We start from the raw sequence: 19,472 nt of genomic DNA, 5'->3' as shown, positions 1-19,472 counted from the left end.
CCTCTCGGGTTCTGCCGGGGGCCTCCGCGCCTCCGGCCTCCGTCTCGGGGGCTTCGCCCCCGGGTGCTCCGTCCGGGGTGCTCCGTCCCCGGATCGGCGGGGAGGCCCGCCCCCTCACTCAATCTCCGGACGTCCGCCCCCGGCCCGGCGTCTGCGCCTCCCCCGCGGCCTGGGCCTCGGCCTTCGCGTCGCTCACCGCGACAGCGGCCTGCTTCGCGGCCTCGTCGGCGGCCGCGACGGCATCCAGCGCGAGCGTCGGGTCCGTCTCCAGCTCGGGGGTCGCGCCCTCGGCCGTCGTACCGTCGCCGCCTGCTTCCGTACGTTCCTGAGGCTGCCCGGATACGGGAGAACCCGCCGTCGCCTGGTCACCGAACGCACTGGTCACCGTACGAACGGCCTCGGTCAGCTCGCCCGGGATCACCCAGAACGTGTTGTTCTCGCTCTGCGCCAGATGCGGGAGCGTCTCCAGGTACTTGTAGGCCAGGACCTTCGGGTCGGCGTTGTTGCGGTGAACGGCCTGGAAGACGAGCTCCACGGCCTTCGACTCGCCGTCCGCCCGCAGGATCATGGCCTGCTGCGTGCCCTGTGCCTCCAGGATGTCCTTCTGCTTCGTACCCTCCGCGGTGAGGATCTTGGCCTGCCGCTCCCCTTCGGCGTGCAGGATCGCCGCGCGCTTGTCACGCTCGGCCCGCATCTGCTTCTCCATCGCCTCCTTGATGGTGTGCGGCGGGTCGATGGCCTTGATCTCGACGCGGTTGACCCGGATGCCCCACTTGCCGGTCGCGTCGTCCAGGACGGCACGGAGCCTGGCGTTGATCTCCTCACGCGAGGTGAGCGTCCCCTCCAGGTCCATGGAGCCGATGACGTTACGCAGTGTGGTCACCGTGAGCTGGTCGATCGCCTGTAGGTAGTCGGCGACCTCGTAGGCCGCAGCCCGCGGGTCGGTGATCTGGTAATAGAGCACCGTGTCGATGTTCACCACGAGGTTGTCCTCGGTGATCACCGGTTTGGGGTCGGACGAGTACACCTGCTCACGTACGTCGAGCTTGGTGTTGATCCGGTCCGCCACCGGCACGACGAAATTCAGGCCGGGCTCGAGCGTCCGTCGGTACCGGCCGAACCGCTCGATGTTGTATCGGCGGGCCTGCGGAACGACCCGTACGGTCGCGGCCACCAGAAAGACAACGACGATCGCCGCCACAAGAATCGGGATGACAACCGGATCCATGCGTCCTCCCTCTACGTGTTCAGACGTTCACGGAAGAAGCTCACGCGGGTACACGACAGCTGTGGCTCCCTCGATCTCCATGACGTCCACCAGCGATCCCACCGGGATCACATGGCTCTCGTCGAGAGCGCGGGCGGACCATTCCTCACCGGAGAGCTTGACCAGGCCGTGCGTCGCGGTGACCTCCTGGACGACTTCGGCCCGCTTGCCGATCAGTGCGTCGCTGCCCTCGCGGGAGACAGGAGTGCGGGCCATGGCCCGCAGGGCGACAGGGCGCACGATGACGAGACCCGCTGCCGCCGCCAGGGCGAGCGCCACCAGCTGCCCGAGAAGGCCGATGCCCACACCGGCCACCACGGCGGCGACCAGCGCGGCGCCGGCCAGCAGCCCGAAGACCAACGTCAGCGTGAAGAACTCCGCGGCGCCGAGCGCCGCGGCTGCGAGCAACCACGCGAACCACGGCATCGAATCAGCCTCCCCAAGGGAACCTCTACATCAAACGTACCCTCCCGACGCCGGACAGAACCGCCCGTCCCGCCCGATCTGCGACTCGGTGCCCGGAGAGACGGCGCGCATGGGTCTCGGCCACGGCGAGGAACAGGCGATGAACGGCGGAGAGCTGCGGAGAACGGAAGAGGCAACGGGCAACGCCGCAGAACCCCGATTCCTGAGGCACGCCTCGTGCCAAACTCACTCTCGGATGCGAAGCGAAACGGCTCCGTCACGGCGGGTGTTCGCCGTCGGTCTTCGTGTCGGCCGGTGCACGTCGTCGAAAGTTCCCGTGCGGGTGCAGGGCTCGCACGGTCACTGTCCGAGGAGAGGTCAACAGTGAGCGCAGCTTTACGTTTTGGCCCGGAACTTCGCCGTTTACGACAGGAAGCGGGACTCACCCTGACCGAGTTCTCCGCAGCACTCAACTACGACAAGGGGCACCTGAGCAAGGTCGAGCGCGGGGAGCGTTCCGCCTCCCCCGAGCTGGCCATGCGGTGCGACGCCTTTCTCGGCGCCGACGGCGAGCTGCAGCGCCTGGTCGTCCGCCCCGACACCGACTCGGCCGCCACCCCCGCCAACCCCGGCCCCTGGCTCGTCGGGCGCCGGGCGGTTCTCACGGCAGGCACGGGGACACTGATCGACCTCGGCCTGAAACGCGGCGGGCAAGCGCCCGCTGCCACCGGCCCCCTCCTTCCCTCCTTCCGTGCGCAGTTCGACCAGCTACGCATGCTCGGCCAGTCCACCGCACCAAAGGTGCTGCTCCCCCTGCTGAAGACGCAGACGCGCACCATCGCCAGGCTGGCCACCGACACCCCGTCCGCCACTCGGGCCCCCGCTCTCCTGCTCGCCTCCCGGTTCGCGGAGTTCACCGGCTGGATGGCTCAGGAGGCCGGAGACAACGACTCGGCGCTCGGCTGGACCGGTGAGGCCGCCGAACTGGCGCGCGCCGGAGGTGATCCGTACCTCGGTTCCTACGCGCTCGTGCGACGCGCCCTGGTCACGCTCTACGCCGGGGACGCATCAGGCACCGTCGCCCTGGCCCGGCGGGCCCAGAGCGACGGACTCCCGCCGCGCATCCGAGGACTTGCCGCCCAGCACGAGGCGCAGGGGCACGCGCTCGTCGGTGACGAGCGCGACTGCCTCCGCAGCCTCGACAGGGCCCGGGAACTCCTGGCCGGCGACGACGCGCGTAGCGGCGCCGAGCCCCTGCTCGGCAGCACTCACGTGGACGATCCGGCGGCGATGGCGACCGGCTGGTGCCTGTACGACCTCGGTCACCCCAAGGCAGCCGCCGAGGTCCTGGATCTTGAGTGCCGTCGCCTCCCGCCGCATGCGCTGCGTACCCGCGCCCGGTACGGCTTCCGCAGGTCGTTGGCCCACGCCGCGTCCGGCGAGGTCGAACACGCGTGCACCATCGCCGGTGAGCTTCTGGGGGTGATGCCGGCCGTGCCCTCGGCGACGGTGAACAGCGACGTCCGGCGCCTGGCGCGAGAACTCTCCCGGTTCCGGAGCAGCCGGGCCGTACGCGATCTGCAACCGGCGCTGGCCCGGGTACTCGCCCCCGCGCACAGCTGACACCGGCCCCACAACGGCACCGGCTCGAGCCATCCGGATCGCCGGACCACACGGTCCCTGCGATCCTCCGGACCCCACCGTCCAGGGCGGGTCCCTCTGATCCCCGCCCGACCCGTCGCACAGCCCCTCCGGCTTCTCGGGCTGCCCGCGACCGGTGACACGCCGAGCTGTGCACCTTCCTACGCCCTCCCGTGGACGCGTCATGCCGTCACTCGGTAGGGACTTCACGGCCCGAGCGGGCCGCGGCCTTCTGGCCGGTGCCCGCTCACCGCCGCCCTCCGTATTCCTCTCCCGAAGGGAACTTTCATGCACGACATCTTCGTCAACTACCGCACAGGCGACGAGGAAACCGCAGCGACCATGATCGACCGGGAACTGGCCCGGCGGTTCGGTCGCGAGCGGGTCTTCCTCGACAGCAACTCGATCCAACCCGGTCACCGCTTCCCGGCGGAGCTGGTCAAGGGGGTGGAGGAGTGCGAGGCGCTCCTCGCCGTGATCGGCCCGCGCTGGGCGGAGGTGCGGGGGGCCGACGGCCGCCCCGCCCTCGCATCCGAGCAGGACTGGACCCGTCGCGAGATCCGGACCGCGCTCGACCGCGGGATCCTGGTGATCCCCGTACTCGTCGGGAAGGCCCCGCGGATCGACCCCGCCGTCCTCCCGGAGGACCTGCGGGAGCTGGCGGACTGCCAGTACAGGCGGTTCGACCACCGCAACGCCGGATCGGATCTGACGGCACTCGGCGACGCCCTCGCCAGGCTGTTACCCGAACTGGGCGCGGAGGACCGTGACACCCGAGCGGCGCGGGAGCGGGCGGAGGCGAAGTCCCGCAAGAAGTCGTCCCAGGACTCCGGGCACACCAGGATGCGGGCCCGCGACGTCGAGCAGCGCGTGCGGGGCGGCATCGGGAACCTCAACGGAGACCTCGGCACCTTCGTCAACGAGCCGCAGGGGCCCGTGAACACAGGAAAGGGGCCCCAGTACAACGCGCCTCACTTCCAGGGTGACAACACCGGGGTCCAGTTCACCGCGGGCGACAACAGCGGTACGGTCCACCAGCGCTTCGAGCGCGAGCGCCGGCGCTCGGACGACGAACGATGACCGAACAGGAACGTGTCACCGTCAACGAGCCGCGTGGCCCGGTGAACAACGGGTCGGGGCCGCAGAACGTCTTCTACGGCGCCGGCCCGGACTGGATGGCCCGTAAAGGTGTCGTGTCGCTCCGGATCATCCGGGAGGACCGGGAGCGCCTGGCCGACCGGTTCGTTTCGCCGCCCGGATTCCGCGTCGCCGCCGACCGTCTGGAGAAACCCGGATCGGTGGTGCTGCTGGAGGCCCGGCCCGGCAGCGGCCGCCGCGCGGCGGCGATCATGCTGCTGCATCAGCTCGGTGAGGACGGGGGCGCCGAAGAGGAGGGGGCCCGGTTCGAGGAGCTTCCCGTCCTGGACAAGGACGACGGCGGCCCCTTCGCCCCCGGTGAGGGGGACCGCTTCCTCCTCGACCTCTCCGGGATCGTCGACGAGGAGGCGTACGCCAAGGCCCAGCACCGCCTGGCCCTGTGCCGGTCACAGGTCCAGGCGGCGGGGGCCCACATGGTCGCCGTCCTGCCCTCGGACATGCACCACGCCCACATGCCGGACCTCGAACCGCACACGGTGACGCTGGGGCGCCCCCGGGGCGTGGCCGTCGTCACCCGGTACCTCCGCATGGACCGGATGCCCTTCCGCCCCGCGGACCTGCGCAGCGCCGGCCTCCAGCGCCTGTGCGACCGCTCCCCCATGCGGGAACTGGCGCGGCTGGCAGGGCTGGTAGGGGCCGCTCGCGCCGGCGGCCGGTTCGGCTCCGACTTCGCGGGGTGGCTCGACCAGGCGATGCACGCGGTGACCGACCGGGCCGAGGAGGTGGGCCGGCAGGTGGGCGCGGCCGCCACCACACCTGAGCGGGCCCTGCTGCTCGCGACGGCGGTGTTCGAGGAGACCGACGCCGACACCGTCTACGAGGCGTGGCACGGCTTGATGAGGACGGTGGGGCACGAGGAAGAGGCGACGACCGAGCTCGCGCGGAAGGATTTCGGAGAGCGACTGGCGGCGCTCGGGATCGAGCGGGACCCGGACGGACGGCTCCGCTTCGAGCGGCTGGCCTACGCCGACGCGGTACGGACGTACTTCTGGGCCAACTTCCCCGGCACACGCGACGACCTCAGGGACTGGATCGGCCATGCCGCCGGGCTCGGCGGCCTGACCACCGACGACCGGGTGAACGTCGTCGTCCGCTTCGGCGAACGGTCACTGGCCGTCGGGCGGCCCGACCATCTCTTCGACCTCGTGGTCCGCTGGGCGGACAGCGCGAACGGGGCATCCTGCGACCCACGAGCGCTGGCGGCCCTCGAACTCGGTTTCAGCCACGAGAGGTTGGGGGCGTGGTTCCGCAGGCGGACGTACGACTGCGTGAGGTCCGGCCCCTTGTCCGACGGTCTGGTCCGCGTCCTGACCGCCGCCTGCTTCCAGAGCCTCGGCGCGACCCACCCGGATCAGGCGCTGGTACGACTCCACTATCTCGCCGTACGGGAGGGGGAGGCGGCGAGCAAGGCCCGGGAGGCACTTCTCGACCTGGCCGGCCGTGACCGTCGGCTCTACCGGCTGCTGATCGACCGCCTGCGGCACCGGATCCGTCGGGATACGCATGGGGCGGAGCCTCATCTGCGGCTGCTCGAAGAGCTGTTGAGGAGCGACCGGGCGCCGGAGCCGCCGCCGTGGCCGGACCTGTTCCTGGGCTGGGAGACGGTCTTCTCCCAGCCGCCGACGGAACGCTGGAACCCGCTGGTGAGCAGCTGGCTGAACGCCGTGGCGGGTGACAGCACGCGGGAGCTGGCGCTGGGCGTGATGGTCGGGGCGGCGCACGGCGGCCCGACCGCTCTGCACCGCCTCTACGTCATCGCCGGCGCCTGGGCGGGCACCGCACGCCGTTCCTCCCGGGCGGCCGTCGCCGCCCTGTTCTGGCACCACATCGACCAAGCGCAGTACACCCGCACGGGAGACACCGAACGTGCGGGCGCCGGACCACGGACCACGGAAGAGGCACGATGAGACACCGCCTTCCCAGCCTGCTGTTCGTCGCTGTCTGCGGCCTCACACCGGCTGTGCTCGGGAACGTCCTGCACTGGTCGGCGTGGCTGTGGGGCTTCATGTCCATGGTCACGGTCTCGGGCTCCCTGCTGCTCGTGATGACGGTCCTCAGCGGTGGCCGGGCGCCGGCCGATCCGTACGAGCCGGAGGAACCCGAGCCGCCCGCCGCCCCGGCGCAGCCCCCGTACCAGGAGACACGGGTGGTCGACGCGGCGCTGCCGAGCGCGACGGACGGTTACGACTTCCTCTTCTCCGCCACCGTGTGGTGGTGGCCGGCCCCCGGCCATGACGACCCGTTCGACGGTGCCTCCCCGGCGCTCGCCATCTCCTCGGTCGTCAGCCGGGCCCTGGAGATCGTCCGCCACGAGGAGCCCGGCCGGGCGAACTTCGCGCGGTACCTCCTGGAGGGGGAGCTGGGTGTCCCGCTCCCCGACCGCAGCGGACGGGTGAAGGCCCAGGCGGCCGATGTGACGCTCACCCTCGCCCCGGCCGACCGCGAACGCCTGCGGAAGTTGAACGACCTGCGCAAGGACGAGGAGATCTGGGAGTACGAGCGGCAGCACGAGCGCAACAAGCGGCACTACCTCGGTGACGACGTGCTCAAGAGCCCAGGCAGCGCGGTGGTGTGGTGGCTGGCCCGTCACGAGGACGAGATCGAGAAGGCCGTCGACATGATCGGCCCGCTCGCCCAGATCGCCTCGGCGGCCAACGACGAGGAGGTGCCCGAACTCTTCCGCCACCTGCTCGTCCCACCCGTGGACGCGCGGAGCGAAGCCACCGTCGGCGGCGGCCCTCTGTGGGACGGACACGGCCGGGGAGGAGGGCTGTTCGAGCACGAGGAGGAAGTGACGGTTCCGGACCGGCTGCACCTGCTGCTGACGGCGATGGACCTGAAGCCGGACATGGACGAGTACACGGTCCTCGTACTCCGTGTGGCGCGGAGCCTGGAGGCCACCGGGCTGGACGAGGCCGCCGAGGAGATCAGGCGGGCCCTGCTCCCGGAGCCGGACGAGGGCGGGGACGAGGGGACGGAGGACGGCCCTCCGGACGAGGAGGGCGACGCGGGGCCCTGGTCGCCGCGCTCCCCGGCCCCCGAGGGACCGCCGTCCAGCGACTCGGCCACGTTCGCACCTGAGGCGGGGGAAGGCGGCGCGGGCGAGCGGAGCCAAGGCCCGTACGAGACGAACGAGGGCACCACGGCACCGCCGAACCACTGGTGGGACCCCTCGCAGAACCCACCCCGCCCCACCGCACCCCGCCCACGCGTCGAGACCGAGCACGAGCACGAGCACGACGGGAACGGGAGCTGATCCGGTAGGCGTTCCGTACTCCGGGGGCCCCTGCGGCCTCAACAGGACGCGGCGTGATCTCGCGGTCACGCCGCTGTCCGGCGTCTTGGTACGGAGCCGACCGAGCCCCCGCCCTCCCCGCTGATCGTGTGGGTCACCCGCGTCGGACACCGCTCCACGGCACCTGAATCCAGGCGGACGCGCTGTTCGCCTCTCCCGGCGACGCCGCGCACCGGCGCGAACATACCTAAGGTGTGGCTGGTTCGGGCCGTTACAACGCACGGTGATCTGCCGTTCACTTCTCGGAGGTGACACGGCGGACGAGAGGCGTTCACGGTGCGGCGAACTCTGCGATACCTGCTCTTCGTGGCCGGCACCGCTATCTCGATCTTCGCGGTGACCGCCGTACACGGCTTCCCTCGAGTGCCGTTGGCCGCCGCCCTGTACGCCGACGCCGTCATCGGCCTGTGCTGGCTCGTCGCCGCAGTCCTTCTCCTTCGTCGTCCGCCCCCGGACTCACCTGGCGGCGACGCGTCCGGCCCCGGGCATCATCGCGCCGTACGCTTCTCCACCGACCGTGAGCCCCTCGCCCGGTCCCACTGGGGCAGTCGCTACCGCCTCTGATCCGGCCGAACTCCCCGTATGCGGGGCCTCGTCCGGCCGTTCTCTGCGAGCATGGCCCGCGACCCGCGACCCCTTGCCGAGGAGCGCATCGTGACCCAGGTGACCAGGACTCAGGTGAGTTCGGCCGTCATGACCCATCCCGTCCGCCTCGTTCAGGCACAGGACCTGGCGAGCCGGCTGGGGCTCAACGGCCTGGCGCTCGACCCCGATCCGCAGGGCCCGCCCTCCGCCCTGCGCACCGCTCTGGTCGCCTGGTCGGCAGTGGCCCCTGGTACGAGTCACCACCTCGTCGTCCAGGACGACGTCGAAGGCCCCGCCGAGCTTCTGGAGATCGTCGGCGAGGCCGCTTCCCGGTTCCCTGACGAGGCGCTGGTCTTCTACACCAACTGGCACGCCCGCAACGGTGGTGCCGCCCGCCTCGCCGCCATCGCGGGCGCCTCCTGGGTGCGGGCCGTCCCCGACGAATTCACTCCATCCCTCGCCGTCTGTCTGCCGGCCTCGACGGCTGCTGCCTTCCGGACATTCGCGGAAGGCAGCACCGAACGGCACGACGACGAACTGCTCTCCGTCTTCTTCCGGGAACGCGGCAGGATGGGCCTGCTGGCCGTCCCGAACATCGTCGAGCACATCGGGACCAGCAGTATCAACGGGCACGCGGCACAGGGAATCCGCCGTGCGGCCTGTCCCACCTCCGCGGCCGACGCCGGCCCCCTCCTTGCCCACGGACGGGTTCTGGAGGAACCCGGCTGGATCCCCTACATGCGGTACGGAGAGGGGTACATCCGGCTGCCCGGCCAGGAGCGGGACGCCGACGGCGGTCGCGGCCATCACCGCTGGCGCGAGGCCCTGCCCGCCACCGGTCTCACGGAGGAAGGCATTCACGCTGTTCGGAAGGCCCACCTGCATGAGGACCTCGCCGCTCAGGTGGCGGGTACCTTCGGCCGGTCCTTCGCCGAGGAGCTGTGGACGCACTGCCTGCTGCTCGGGCGGCAGGCGGCCCGAGCGGCACGGACCGTCGGGCCCGCCCCGGGCGATGTGCCCGACGCCGCCGTCAGCAGAATGCGGCGCTCGGCCATCGCGACCGCCGGACCCGCCGGGCTCCCGCCCGAGCGCCGTCCCGAGGCGGGGCCGGAGGAGGTCCGAGCGATGGCGGCTCTGGCGCAGAGTGCCGTCCGGGCCGGGCGGACACTGCTTCAGGGAGAGACCTGATGGGTGATCCACACCCCGGGTTCCCAGTACGCGCCCAGGTCCCGTTGCCGGTCGACGCGGAGCGGTGCGAGTCCACCGGGGAAGACGTAGTCCCCGTCCTCCGGGAAGACCATGCCCGTCCAGCCTTCCCACTCGGCCACCGTTCCGGTGATCCGCGAGGAGCGCCCGGATGCCGCCGCGACCGTGCCGCCCGCGCCCACCTGCATGCGGATCCACGGATCGAACGGGGATCCGTCCTCACGGGCCCACGCCGCGTACCTTTCGATCGACGTGAGCGGGTACCGGTCCTTCCAGGTGGGTCTTACGGGTACCAGGACGGTGGTGAGACCGGCGCGCCGGGCCGTCTCGGTCATCGCGTCGAGCAGGACCTTGGACAGGCCCCTGCCCTGATGGTCCTCAGCGACCTCGATGCCCAGTGCGCACAGCGCCTCGGTGGTGCGTCCGGCGTCCCGCTCGGCGAAGGCCCGCGCGATCGAGTCGTCCAGACCCGGGCCGAGATCCTCGACCGTACCGTCCCAGCTGCGGGGCAGCGAGCGGCCCGCGCCGACTATCACGTCGTGCTCGTCGTCGTACAGGAGGAACTGGAAATCCGGGAAGTCCTCGAACAGACGGTTCCAATAGTCCCCGTTGATGTCGCCGTGCAGGTTGTACTCGGGTACCACTCCGGCGAACCGGTCCGGAATGCGGTCCCACAGCTCGGGTCGTTGGGTGTGGCGGACCAGCGTCAGGGCCATCGGGTCCGGTTCCTTCCTAGGCGAGGACTTCAAGGTCCCAGACGATGACGATGGGCAGTCCGTGCCAGGCGGCGCGGGCCGCGTCCGCGATGTACTCCTCGTATCCGCCCGGTGCGAGCCGTCCGTTGAAGAGCGGTTCGTGGCAGGCTCGCACGCGCAGCCCCGCCTGCCCGAACGCCTCCAGATAGCGGCCCGGCAGGTGGACGTGGTTGCGGACGAACGCCAGCTCCTCGGAGCCGGCCACGAAGAGGCACTGTCCCTGGAGGGCGATCACGAACGGATGCATGTCGGTGACGACGATCCGCCCGCCCGGCCGTACCACTCGGGCGAGTTCCAGCACGCCCGGGGCGAGTTCGGGCAGGTGAGTCATGGCGAGTGCACAGACCGCGAGGTCGACGGAGTCGTCAGCGAGGGGCAGCGCTTCCAGGCTCCCGACCCGGAACTCCGCCTCCGGAGCGTTCACCCGGGCCTTGACCAGCATCTCGGGTGACTGGTCGACACCTATGACCCGGTGCCCCCGACCGGCGAGCACCCGGGCGTGCCTTCCGGTGCCGCAGGCCGCGTCCAGCACCGAGCCCGGAGCGACGCCGTCCAGAATCGAAGCGACAATCGGCTCCTCCACTTCGATGTAGGAGCTGGGCAGTGAGTCGTACACCGTCGACCAGGCCGCGTACCCGGCCGTGGCGTCGAGTTCGCTGACGGCTGCCCCACCGTCCGGCAGCAGCTTCTCCACACCGGGCTCCTCGGCGGCGAAGCGGCGGATCTCCGCCACCCGCTCCCCGAGGAAGGCGTCGTCGCCGTCCACCGCGTGACGCAGCAGCGCGAGCCCCTCGATGCCCAGCACCAGCTCCCGTACCCGGAATTCACTACTCATGCGAGCCCCTTACCGATCTGAGGACGATTTCGTCTCCTGCCGGATTTCGTAGTACCCAGGAGACTCAAAGGGGATTCAGGAGTCATCCAGCGTGTCCGAAAACATGGTTCGAATGGCCGGTTGACCACACTGTTGCCGCCACCCTGCGCCTGCCTAACATGAACCCCATGATTGAAGGATATCTTGGCCGTGAAAGCATCACCGGCGGCAGCGAAATCACGGTTCATATCTCTACCGATTCTTCCCGTTTCCGGCTCCGTTTCTACCGGCTCGGCCAGGAACTCGTTCCGGTCGGTGAATCCGGCGAGTATCCTGGCGCGCTGCACGCCGCTCCTCCCCACCCCGATGGATTACCCGGCCTGGCCTCGCCCGCCGAAGACTGGGGTTGGCCGCCTCTCAGCTTCATCGTTCCGGAGGGGTGGCAGCCTGGAATCCATGTCGTCGAATTCGTTGAATGCGGGCCAGGCCGGGCCGTCGACCCGCCGCTGCTGGACATGGCGCGTCTCGAAGGGCAAGCACGGGAGTTCTTCGTCGTCCGCCCACACGTCCCCGGCAGCCGCTCCCGCATCCTCTACAAGAAGTCCACCTTCACCCGGCACGCCTACAACGGCGCCGCCCGGCCCGGAACGCGCCAGGGTGCGAGCCTGTACGACCACCCCGTCCACCGCGCGGGCGGGGCCGGTGAGCCTCGCGGCCACAAGGTGAGTTTCCACCGTCCGGGTGGTGTCATCGACCTCGCGTACTGGGACGCGCCCTTCGTCGCCTGGCTGGAACGCCACGGCTACCCGGTCGAGTTCTGCACGGACCTCGACCTGCACGAGGACCCCGGCCTGCTGGCCCCGTACGACCTGCTGCTGAGCGTAGGCCACGACGAGTACTGGAGCGAGGCGATGCGCGCGCAGGCGGAGGAATTCGTTCGCGGCGGCGGAAACATCGCCTTTCTCAGCGCCAACGCCTGCTGGTGGCGGGTCCATCCGACGGACAACAATTCCGCTTTCGTCTCCGACACCGATCACCACGTCGGCGAGGAATACCCGCACCTTCCCGCGACGGACCAGTGGTGGGCACCCGCACCCGACGGCGTCGGCAAACCGGAGAACTCGCTCACCGGGGTGAGTTTCCGCAACGGGGGAATGTGGCCCGCCACCGAATGGCCCGGAGACCGGCCCCAGGTCGGATACACCGTGCAGCACGCCGACCACTGGATCTACGAGGGGACGGGGCTGCGCGACGGATCGGGAGGAGGTGTGCCGGACCGGCTGGGTGCCGGAACACCCCTCATCGGATACGAATGCGACGGTGCCGCTTTCGCATACGACGCCGACGGAGTCGCCCGCGCCACCGGGGAGGACGGAACTCCGGATTCATTCCTCATTCTCGGGATCCACGTCCTCGAACCGGTGCACGAGGATTTCCACCACTTCAAGTGGGGCCACTGGAACGGGCCCGCGCGCGAGCCGACCATCAGCAGTCCCCGTGCCGCCACCATGGGCCTCTACACAGCCGGTGGCACGGTCTTCACGGCCGGCACCACGGACTGGCCTGTGGTCTGCGGGCACGAGCAGGACCCGGCCGTTGTCCGGGTCACCCGCAACCTCCTGGACCACCTCCGTCACCGGGCCCCATCACCTCGGTGAGCAGGCCCCTCAGACCAGTGATCCGCGCCGCTCCGGCGGGCAGGGGCGGCGCGGTGCCTTCCACTGCCCGGTCGGGGCGGTACACGTGGACGGCCCGCATCCCCGCTCCGAGGGGACCGAGCACGTCAGGCACCCACATGTCCCCGACGAAAAGCACCTGCTGGGGCGGGAGCGCGCACCGGGACAGCAGTTCACGGTAGATGAGTGGGTGCGGCTTGCGTGCGCCCGCTCGGGCGGATCCCACCACCACGTCCACCATCCCGCTGAGCCCCGCCTCCTCGACACACTCCTCCAGGTTCCAGAACCAGTTGGAGCACACCCCGACGAGGAGTCCCCGGTTCCGCAGGGCCGCGAGGACATCGGACACATCCGGGAAGAGTTCCAGCCGGATGGCCTTCATCGCCCGGTCCAGCTCGTCCACCAGTTCGTCGAGTGCCTCCTCCGGTACCCCGCAGTCCCGCGCCCGGCGCCGGAGCCGACCCCGTTCCCACGCCGTGTACGCGGCCTCGTCGGCCGAGTGCGCGGCGTGCTCCTCGCCCTCGCCGGGGCCCACCGACCACTGGTCGCCCCAGAGTTCACCCTGGGCCGCCAGGCCCCGGCGGGCGAAGACGCCACGGTGGTCGGCGGGCAGCGGCTCCACCATCCGGACGAGTGTGCCGTAGAAGTCGAAGACGACCGCGCCGATCCCGTCCACCAGCAACGGTCCGCTCCTAGAAACGCCCGTACCGGCGGGGGAAGTAGTCCTGGAGCGCGCCGTCCCGCTCGATGTCCACGGTCGCGCAGTGCAGCCCGCCGCCGAACGGTCCGACCGCCCGGAACGGCACCGGCACGATCTCGAACCCGTACGCCGACAGCTGCTCCGAGAGCCGTACCTCCTTCTCCTCGATGCACAGGGTGTTCTCGTCGAGGTTCAGCATGTTCCCGGCGAGCCACGGACTGCTGAAGGACAGTTTCGGCGGGTGGTCCCAGCTGGCCGGCTGCACGGCCTCGACGATCTCCCAGTCGTTGAGCTTGAAGAACTCCATCAGCTCGGCGTCGGCGAGCCGTTCCCCGCAGTGCAGCACGAGACCGGGGCGCAGCGGTACCCAGGTCGCGTCGATGTGCAGCGGGTGGGTGTTGGTCGAGGTCACCGCGTGCACCCGGTGGTCGGGGAAGTGCCGCCGCAGCCAGTCGTAGCCGCTCCTGTTGGTCACGAACGACAGCTGCACGAACAGGTCCTTGCCGAACCGTGCCACGTCGGCGGCGTCGAAGAGCGGCTCGGCCTCGGTGAGGACCAGGTCGTAGTCGCGGACCCGGGCCAGTTGCACGTCGGTCGGCAGGGTGTTGTACGTGTCCCAGAACCCGGTCTTGTAGGAGGCGTCGGTGAGGCGCGGTTTGGGGGCGGCCTCCCAGCGCATCCGGTCGTCGGCGTCGAAGAGCTCCTGGAGCACCGGCCGGTAGCACAGGTACTCGAACCAGCGGCTGCGGTACGACATGGTCGCTTCCAGGACCTCGTTGCCGACCGTGAGGAGCAGGTCCCGGGGCGGCATGCAGCCGAACATCGATGCGTGTGTCCACTCCGGCGTGCCCACCTGCTGGGTGAAGTCGACGAGTGTGGGACGGTCCACGCGGACGCCGCGCCCCCGCAGCATGGCGGCGAAGTCGTCGAGCTGCTGCTCGGCCTCCGCCACCATGTCGGCGGGCATCGGGCCGTGCGTACCCAGCGGGAAGCCGTCATCGGGGTAGTCCCGGCGCACCGCGTGTTCCGGGGCCTGCACCACGGTGCCCTCCGCGCGGCCGACGATCACATGCCGCAGCGGGTCCCAGCCGTTCCATGAGTTGACCCGCACAGGGCGGGCTGGGATGCCGGATCCAGTCGTCGTCTGCTCGGTCACGTACAAACCCTTCCGTCGGAAGTCACGGAGTACCGCCGAGGGCAAACCTGTGCCACCGCACCGTCGCCGTCAAGAGTCACTCCGTCGCTGACCGTCGCGTTCGCGTCAGGGTGGCCGGAGCCCGCCGTACCCGTTCTCGGGGCGGCGGTGTTCTCGCAGCACAGAGGTTCGGGCGGTTACGCGTGGTGGGGTGCTGACCGCTGTCTTCCGGCCGAAGTGCCCTTGTGTCGCGCGGCGGCGCGATCAGCTGGGTAGGGAGAGTGCGGTCGCCGACCCGATACGCCCGGACGTACCCGCACGGAGGATTCCGATGGCATTGCGCATGCTCGGCCGGTCCCTGACCCTGGGAGCCCTCCTGCTGGCGGTGGGGTGCGGCGCCGGAGGATCCGGCGGCTCCGGCGAAGGGGGAGGGAACGGGGGCGACCTGACGGTCTGGCTTGCGGTGGACGCCAAGGAGAGCTGGCCGCAACTGGTCGCCTCCGCCAACAGCCGGTTCGCGAAGGAGCACCCGGGGGTGAAGGTCGACGTCCAGTATCAGCAGTGGACGACGAAGAACCAGAAGCTCGACGCGGTCCTCGCCGGGCAGAACGCGCCCGACGTGGTGGAGATGGGCAACAGCGAGACCACCAACTACATCGTCAACGACGCCTTCTCACCGCTGGACCCGGAGAGTTTCGATCATTCCGGGCAGTGGCTGCCGGCGCTCGCCGACGCCTGCCGCCACGACGGCCGGACCTACTGTGTGCCGTACTACGCGGGCGCGCGGATCGGTGTCTACCGCACCGACTACTTCCGGCAGGCGGGTATCACCCAGGCTCCGCGCACCTATCCCGAACTGACCTCCGCCCTGGACCGGCTGAAGGAGGAGTTCGGTTCCACGGACCCTCGGTTCTCCGCGTTCTACATGCCCGGCCGCTACTGGTATGCCGCCATGGCCTTCGTCAAGGACACCGGTGGCGAGATGGCGGTCGAGGAGGACGGCCGCTGGCACGGCGACCTCTCATCGCCGAAGTCGGTAGCCGGGCTGACGAACTGGAAGAAGCTTCTGGACGACTACTACGTGGGTGACCGGGCCAAGGACAACGGTGACCAGCCGGCCGTCGTCGGGCAGGGCAAGGTCGGCGTGTTCTACGGAAACACCTGGGAGGCGCAGGCCGCCGCCGACCCCCTTTCCGGCGGAGACCCGAAGCTGAAGGGGAAGTTCGCGACCTTCGCCTTCCCCGGCCCGTCCGGGGAAGTGCTTCCTCCGTTCCTCGGCGGTTCGACGCTGGCTGTGCCCGCCAAGTCGGCGAACAAGGACCTCGCCGCGGACTGGATCCGGATCTTCACCGATCAGAAGTCGCAGCAGCAGCTGATCGCCGCCAACACCCTGCCCAACAACACCGTCCAGCTCGCCGACGTCGCCGCCGGCGGCGTCAACGGTCCGGCGGCCCAGGCCGCCACCCGCGGCTGGGTCACCCCGCTCGCGCCGGGCTGGACCGCGGTGGAGAAGTCCAACATCCTGCCCGAGATGCTGGAGCGCATCGCCACAGGCAAGGCGTCCGTCCAGGACGCCGCACGGGAGGCGGACCGCAGGATCGACGCTGTGATCAATGAGCGCTGACCCAACCCGGCGCCGGCTGCGCCCTCTGCTGCCGTACCTGCTGATCGCGCCGACCGTGCTGGCACTCCTCGTGGTCCTCGGCTACCCGTTGGCCGACATGGTGACCCTGGCGTTCCAGGACATGACCCGCAAGGAGCTGTTCAGCGGCGCGGCGCCGCCCTGGGCCGGGCTGGAGCAGTTCCGGACGATCCTCGGCGACGGGTTCTTCTGGACGGTGGTGGCCCGCACCGTGCTGTTCGCCGTGGTGTGTGTGATCCTGACCATGGTGCTCGGCCTGTGCGCCGCCCTGCTGATGCGGCGGGCGTCGGCATGGGCGCGAGCGGTGCTGACCGCGGTGCTCATCGCCGTGTGGGCGATGCCGGTGATGGTGGCGGCGGCCGTCTTCCGCTGGCTCTTCGACGCGGACTACGGCGTGATCAACTGGCTGCTGTCTCAGCTCCCCGGAGTCGATCTCGCCCAGCACAACTGGTTCACCGACCCGTGGCAGGGCTTCGCGGTGATCGTCTCGGTCGTCGTCTGGGGTGCACTGCCGTTCGCGGCGATCACCCTGCGAGCGGGGCTCGCGCAGATCCGGCCGGAACTGGAGGAGGCCGCCGTCATCGACGGCGCCCGGCCGTTCCAGGTCTTCCGGTACGTCACCTTCCCGGCCATCAAGCCGGTGTTCGTGGTGATCACCACTCTGATGGCTATTTGGAACTTCGGGGTCTTCAACCAGGTGTGGCTGATGCGCGGGGGCCAGCCCGAACGCGAGTACTACCTGCTCGGCGTGTATTCCTTCATCGAGTCGTTCGCCGTCAACCGCTACAGCGCCGGCGCCGCCATCGCCGTGGTCACCGTCGTCCTGCTGCTCGCCGGGGCCGTGGTCTACCTGCGGCAGATGCTGCGGATGGGAGAAGCCGAATGAGATCAGGGCCCCGGCACAAGGGGCGCCCGGGGCAGCCGTCCCGGCGCCGCTACGACGCTCTCTGCCTCCTCGTGGCCGCCGTCATCGGCTTCCCCGTGTACTGGATGGTCCTCACCGCATTCCGGCCCGCGACCGAGATCCTCAGCCTGCCACCGGAGTTCTGGCCCGGCCACGCCACACTCGACAACTTCGCACGAGCGATGCGCACGGACCACTTCTGGGCCAACGTCCGCTCCAGCGTCGTGATCGGAATCGGCACGGTCCTCGCCTCCCTGCTGGTCGGCACCCTCGCCGCGTTCGCCCTCGCCCGATTCCGCTTCGTCGGCCGCAAGGCGTTCGTCGTGGCGATCCTCACCGTCCAGATGATCCCGCTCGCAGCCCTCATCATCCCCATCTACCTGCTGCTGAACGAAGTACATCTCACCGACAGCCTCGCCGGCGTCATCCTCACCTACCTCGTCTTCACCTTGCCGTTCACGGTGTGGATGCTGCGCGGCTTCGTCGCCGCCATCCCGGTGGAGCTCGAGGAGGCGGCCATGGTCGACGGCTGCGGCCGGCTCGGCGCGTTCGTCCGCGTCGTCCTGCCGCTGCTCGCCCCCGGCCTGGTCGCCACCTCGGTCTTCGCGATGGTGCAGGCGTGGAACGAGTACGTCCTCGTCTACGTCCTGCTGTCCACGCCCGAGAAGCAGACCCTCAGTATCTGGCTGGTCTCCTTCCAGACCAGTTTCGGCACCGACTACGGCGGGCTGATGGCCGGAGCCACGCTCACCGCCCTGCCGGTCGTGGTCTTCTTCCTGGTGCTCCAGCGCAAGATCGCCGCGGGACTGGCCAGCGGAGCGGTCAAGGGCTGAGCCCTTGCCCCGACCAGGACGGCCCACCGGCGACACCCCTACCCACGTGGAGGACAAACACCGTGACGCACGACCGCCTCGACCTCGTCGCCAAGCTGTACCAGCCTTCGGGCTGGCCTCGGGTCCTGCAGGCCGCTTCCGGGACTCCCTCCCACGCCCCGCTCGTCGTGGACCTCGACCCGACCACGTTCTGCGACCTCGCGTGCCCCGAGTGCATCAGCGGAAAACTCCTCAACCAGGGCCGGTTCACCCCCGAACGACTCGCCGCGCTCGCCGAGGAACTCGTCGCCCTGTCCGTGCGGGCCGTGGTCCTCATCGGCGGCGGGGAGCCCCTCGCCCACAGGGGCACCCGCAAGGTGTTACGCATCCTCGGCGAGGCGGGCTTAGCCGTCGGCGTCGTCACCAACGGCACCATGATCAGGCAGAACCTCGCAGAGCTCGCCCGGTACGCCACTTGGGTCCGCGTCTCCATGGACGCCGGCACCGCCGAGACCTACGGCCTGTTCCGCCCCGACCGCAAGGGCCGCAGCGTCTTCGACAAGGTGATCGACAACATGCGGCTGCTCGCCGCGGAGAAGAAGGGCGCCCTCGGCTACTCCTTCCTCGTGATGTCACGCAGGGAGCCCGACGGCCGGACGGTCACCAACCACCACGAGGTGTTGCGCGCGGCCGAACTCGCCCACGACATCGGCTGCGACTACTTCGAGACGAAGGCCATGTTCGACGACGAGCACCACATCGTGCATGTGCCCGAAGAGATGCTGGAATCCGTCGACCGCCAGCTCGCCGATGCCGCGCGCCTGGAGAGCGACCGGTTCCAGCTCGTCAACTCCTCCACCCTCACCTCCCTGCGCACCCGTGTCGGCGCCGTCCAGCCCAAGGACTACCACCGCTGCCGGATCGCCGAACTCCGCACCCTCATCACTCCATCCGGGGTGTACGTGTGCTCCTACCACCGGGGCAACCCGCTGGCGAAGATCGGCGACGCCGTCACCGACGACCTCACCGACATCTGGCAGGACTCGGACCGCGGCATCGTCGATCCGAGCCGGGACTGCCGGTTCCACTGCGCGCGGCACCACTCCAACCTGGAGCTGGAGCGTATCGGCCGCCATGAGACCGGTGAACTACCGCTCGCACAGGACTTCGACCCGTTCATCTGACGCCCCGGCAGCTCACGTCCGACCGCGGGTGGACGACGGCCTCCGGCACTTCCCTTCCCCTGTACGGAGAACCGGGAAGCGCCGGATGCCGCCGAGCGGTCTACGACGAGGCCGCCTCCTGCCCCCTTCCCTCTGCCAGGCCGGCTACGGACGCCGACGGCAGCGGATCAGCAGCCCGCTCCACCCGGCGGGGGGGGGGGGGGGGGGGGGGGGGGGGTGGGGGGGGGGGGGGGGGCCGCGCCCGGCGCCGGGGCGACCGGGGGGGGGGGCCCCGGCCCGCCCACGACCCCCCC

The 19,472-nt window shown here is 70.1% G+C and carries 17 protein-coding genes; 11 read left to right on the top strand and 6 right to left on the bottom strand.

Translation table 11 applies throughout. The features are described from left to right. Positions 1-118 precede the first annotated feature (118 nt). The gene (locus AB0917_RS17870) at positions 119-1,228 is read right to left on the bottom strand and encodes an SPFH domain-containing protein (RefSeq protein WP_366820497.1); all 1,110 of its coding nucleotides are present in this window, start codon (positions 1,226-1,228) and stop codon (positions 119-121) included. Between the two features lie 27 nt (positions 1,229-1,255). Next, on the bottom strand, positions 1,256-1,693 hold the full coding sequence (locus AB0917_RS17865; RefSeq protein ID WP_366820496.1) for an NfeD family protein: 438 nt from the start codon (positions 1,691-1,693) through the stop codon (positions 1,256-1,258). A gap of 363 nt (positions 1,694-2,056) precedes the next feature. Here AB0917_RS17865 and AB0917_RS17860 point away from each other — a divergent pair, with 363 nt between their 5' ends. From AB0917_RS17860 to AB0917_RS17835, 6 genes are all read left to right on the top strand, one after another. Further along, the gene (locus AB0917_RS17860; protein ID WP_366820494.1) at positions 2,057-3,295 is read left to right on the top strand and encodes a helix-turn-helix transcriptional regulator; all 1,239 of its coding nucleotides are present in this window, start codon (positions 2,057-2,059) and stop codon (positions 3,293-3,295) included. 306 nt (positions 3,296-3,601) lie between these two features. Next, positions 3,602-4,393, top strand: coding sequence for a toll/interleukin-1 receptor domain-containing protein (locus AB0917_RS17855; protein WP_366820492.1), 792 nt, complete (start codon positions 3,602-3,604; stop codon positions 4,391-4,393). Next, positions 4,390-6,378: a hypothetical protein gene (locus AB0917_RS17850; protein ID WP_366820491.1), complete on the top strand. Its 1,989-nt coding sequence runs from the start codon at positions 4,390-4,392 to the stop codon at positions 6,376-6,378. Before AB0917_RS17855 ends, AB0917_RS17850 begins: the two co-directional genes overlap by 4 nt. Continuing rightward, positions 6,375-7,727 (top strand): hypothetical protein, encoded by a 1,353-nt coding sequence (locus tag AB0917_RS17845; protein ID WP_366820490.1) that lies wholly within the window; start codon positions 6,375-6,377, stop codon positions 7,725-7,727. The genes AB0917_RS17850 and AB0917_RS17845 overlap by 4 nt, the downstream gene beginning before the upstream one ends. Positions 7,728-8,072: 345 nt before the next feature. After that, entirely contained in the window at positions 8,073-8,330 is a 258-nt protein-coding gene (locus AB0917_RS17840; protein ID WP_366820489.1) for a hypothetical protein, read from the top strand. Between the two features lie 90 nt (positions 8,331-8,420). Continuing rightward, entirely contained in the window at positions 8,421-9,539 is a 1,119-nt protein-coding gene (locus AB0917_RS17835) for a hypothetical protein (protein WP_366820488.1), read from the top strand. Here the strand turns inward: AB0917_RS17835 and AB0917_RS17830 are convergent. Together AB0917_RS17830 and AB0917_RS17825 are read right to left on the bottom strand one after the other, a co-directional pair. Further along, positions 9,524-10,273 (bottom strand): GNAT family N-acetyltransferase, encoded by a 750-nt coding sequence (locus AB0917_RS17830; RefSeq protein WP_366820486.1) that lies wholly within the window; start codon positions 10,271-10,273, stop codon positions 9,524-9,526. The two genes, AB0917_RS17835 and AB0917_RS17830, sit on opposite strands and share 16 nt — an antisense overlap. Positions 10,274-10,289: 16 nt before the next feature. After that, positions 10,290-11,147, bottom strand: a complete 858-nt coding sequence (locus AB0917_RS17825) for a class I SAM-dependent methyltransferase (RefSeq protein WP_366820485.1) — start codon at positions 11,145-11,147, stop codon at positions 10,290-10,292. Positions 11,148-11,314: 167 nt separating this feature from the next. Between AB0917_RS17825 and AB0917_RS17820 the strand changes: the two genes are divergently transcribed. Beyond that, complete coding sequence (locus tag AB0917_RS17820) at positions 11,315-12,784, top strand: N,N-dimethylformamidase beta subunit family domain-containing protein (protein WP_366820484.1); 1,470 nt, start codon at positions 11,315-11,317, stop codon at positions 12,782-12,784. Here the strand turns inward: AB0917_RS17820 and AB0917_RS17815 are convergent. Then, on the bottom strand, positions 12,732-13,478 hold the full coding sequence (locus tag AB0917_RS17815; RefSeq protein WP_366820515.1) for an HAD family hydrolase: 747 nt from the start codon (positions 13,476-13,478) through the stop codon (positions 12,732-12,734). The genes AB0917_RS17820 and AB0917_RS17815 overlap by 53 nt on opposite strands. Positions 13,479-13,494: 16 nt before the next feature. Continuing rightward, the gene (locus tag AB0917_RS17810; RefSeq protein ID WP_366820482.1) at positions 13,495-14,658 is read right to left on the bottom strand and encodes a serine/threonine protein kinase; all 1,164 of its coding nucleotides are present in this window, start codon (positions 14,656-14,658) and stop codon (positions 13,495-13,497) included. Between the two features lie 310 nt (positions 14,659-14,968). Here AB0917_RS17810 and AB0917_RS17805 point away from each other — a divergent pair, with 310 nt between their 5' ends. The 4 genes from AB0917_RS17805 to AB0917_RS17790 all read left to right on the top strand — a co-directional run bounded on the left by AB0917_RS17805 (position 14,969) and on the right by AB0917_RS17790 (position 19,179). Then, a complete protein-coding gene (locus tag AB0917_RS17805) occupies positions 14,969-16,261 on the top strand; it encodes an extracellular solute-binding protein (protein ID WP_366820480.1) in 1,293 nt (430 codons plus the stop codon). Then, entirely contained in the window at positions 16,251-17,165 is a 915-nt protein-coding gene (locus tag AB0917_RS17800; RefSeq protein ID WP_366820479.1) for a sugar ABC transporter permease, read from the top strand. The genes AB0917_RS17805 and AB0917_RS17800 overlap by 11 nt, the downstream gene beginning before the upstream one ends. After that, positions 17,162-18,016: a carbohydrate ABC transporter permease gene (locus AB0917_RS17795; RefSeq protein WP_366820478.1), complete on the top strand. Its 855-nt coding sequence runs from the start codon at positions 17,162-17,164 to the stop codon at positions 18,014-18,016. Before AB0917_RS17800 ends, AB0917_RS17795 begins: the two co-directional genes overlap by 4 nt. A 62-nt stretch (positions 18,017-18,078) precedes the next feature. Continuing rightward, complete coding sequence (locus AB0917_RS17790; protein ID WP_366820477.1) at positions 18,079-19,179, top strand: radical SAM protein; 1,101 nt, start codon at positions 18,079-18,081, stop codon at positions 19,177-19,179. Positions 19,180-19,472 lie beyond the last annotated feature (293 nt).

Origin of the sequence: Streptomyces sp. NPDC007346 (assembly GCF_040703535.1) — a bacterium.
GTDB lineage: Bacteria > Actinomycetota > Actinomycetes > Streptomycetales > Streptomycetaceae > Streptomyces.
The sequence above is the reverse complement of the archived record's forward strand: the minus strand, read 5'-3'. Positions and strand labels throughout refer to the sequence as shown.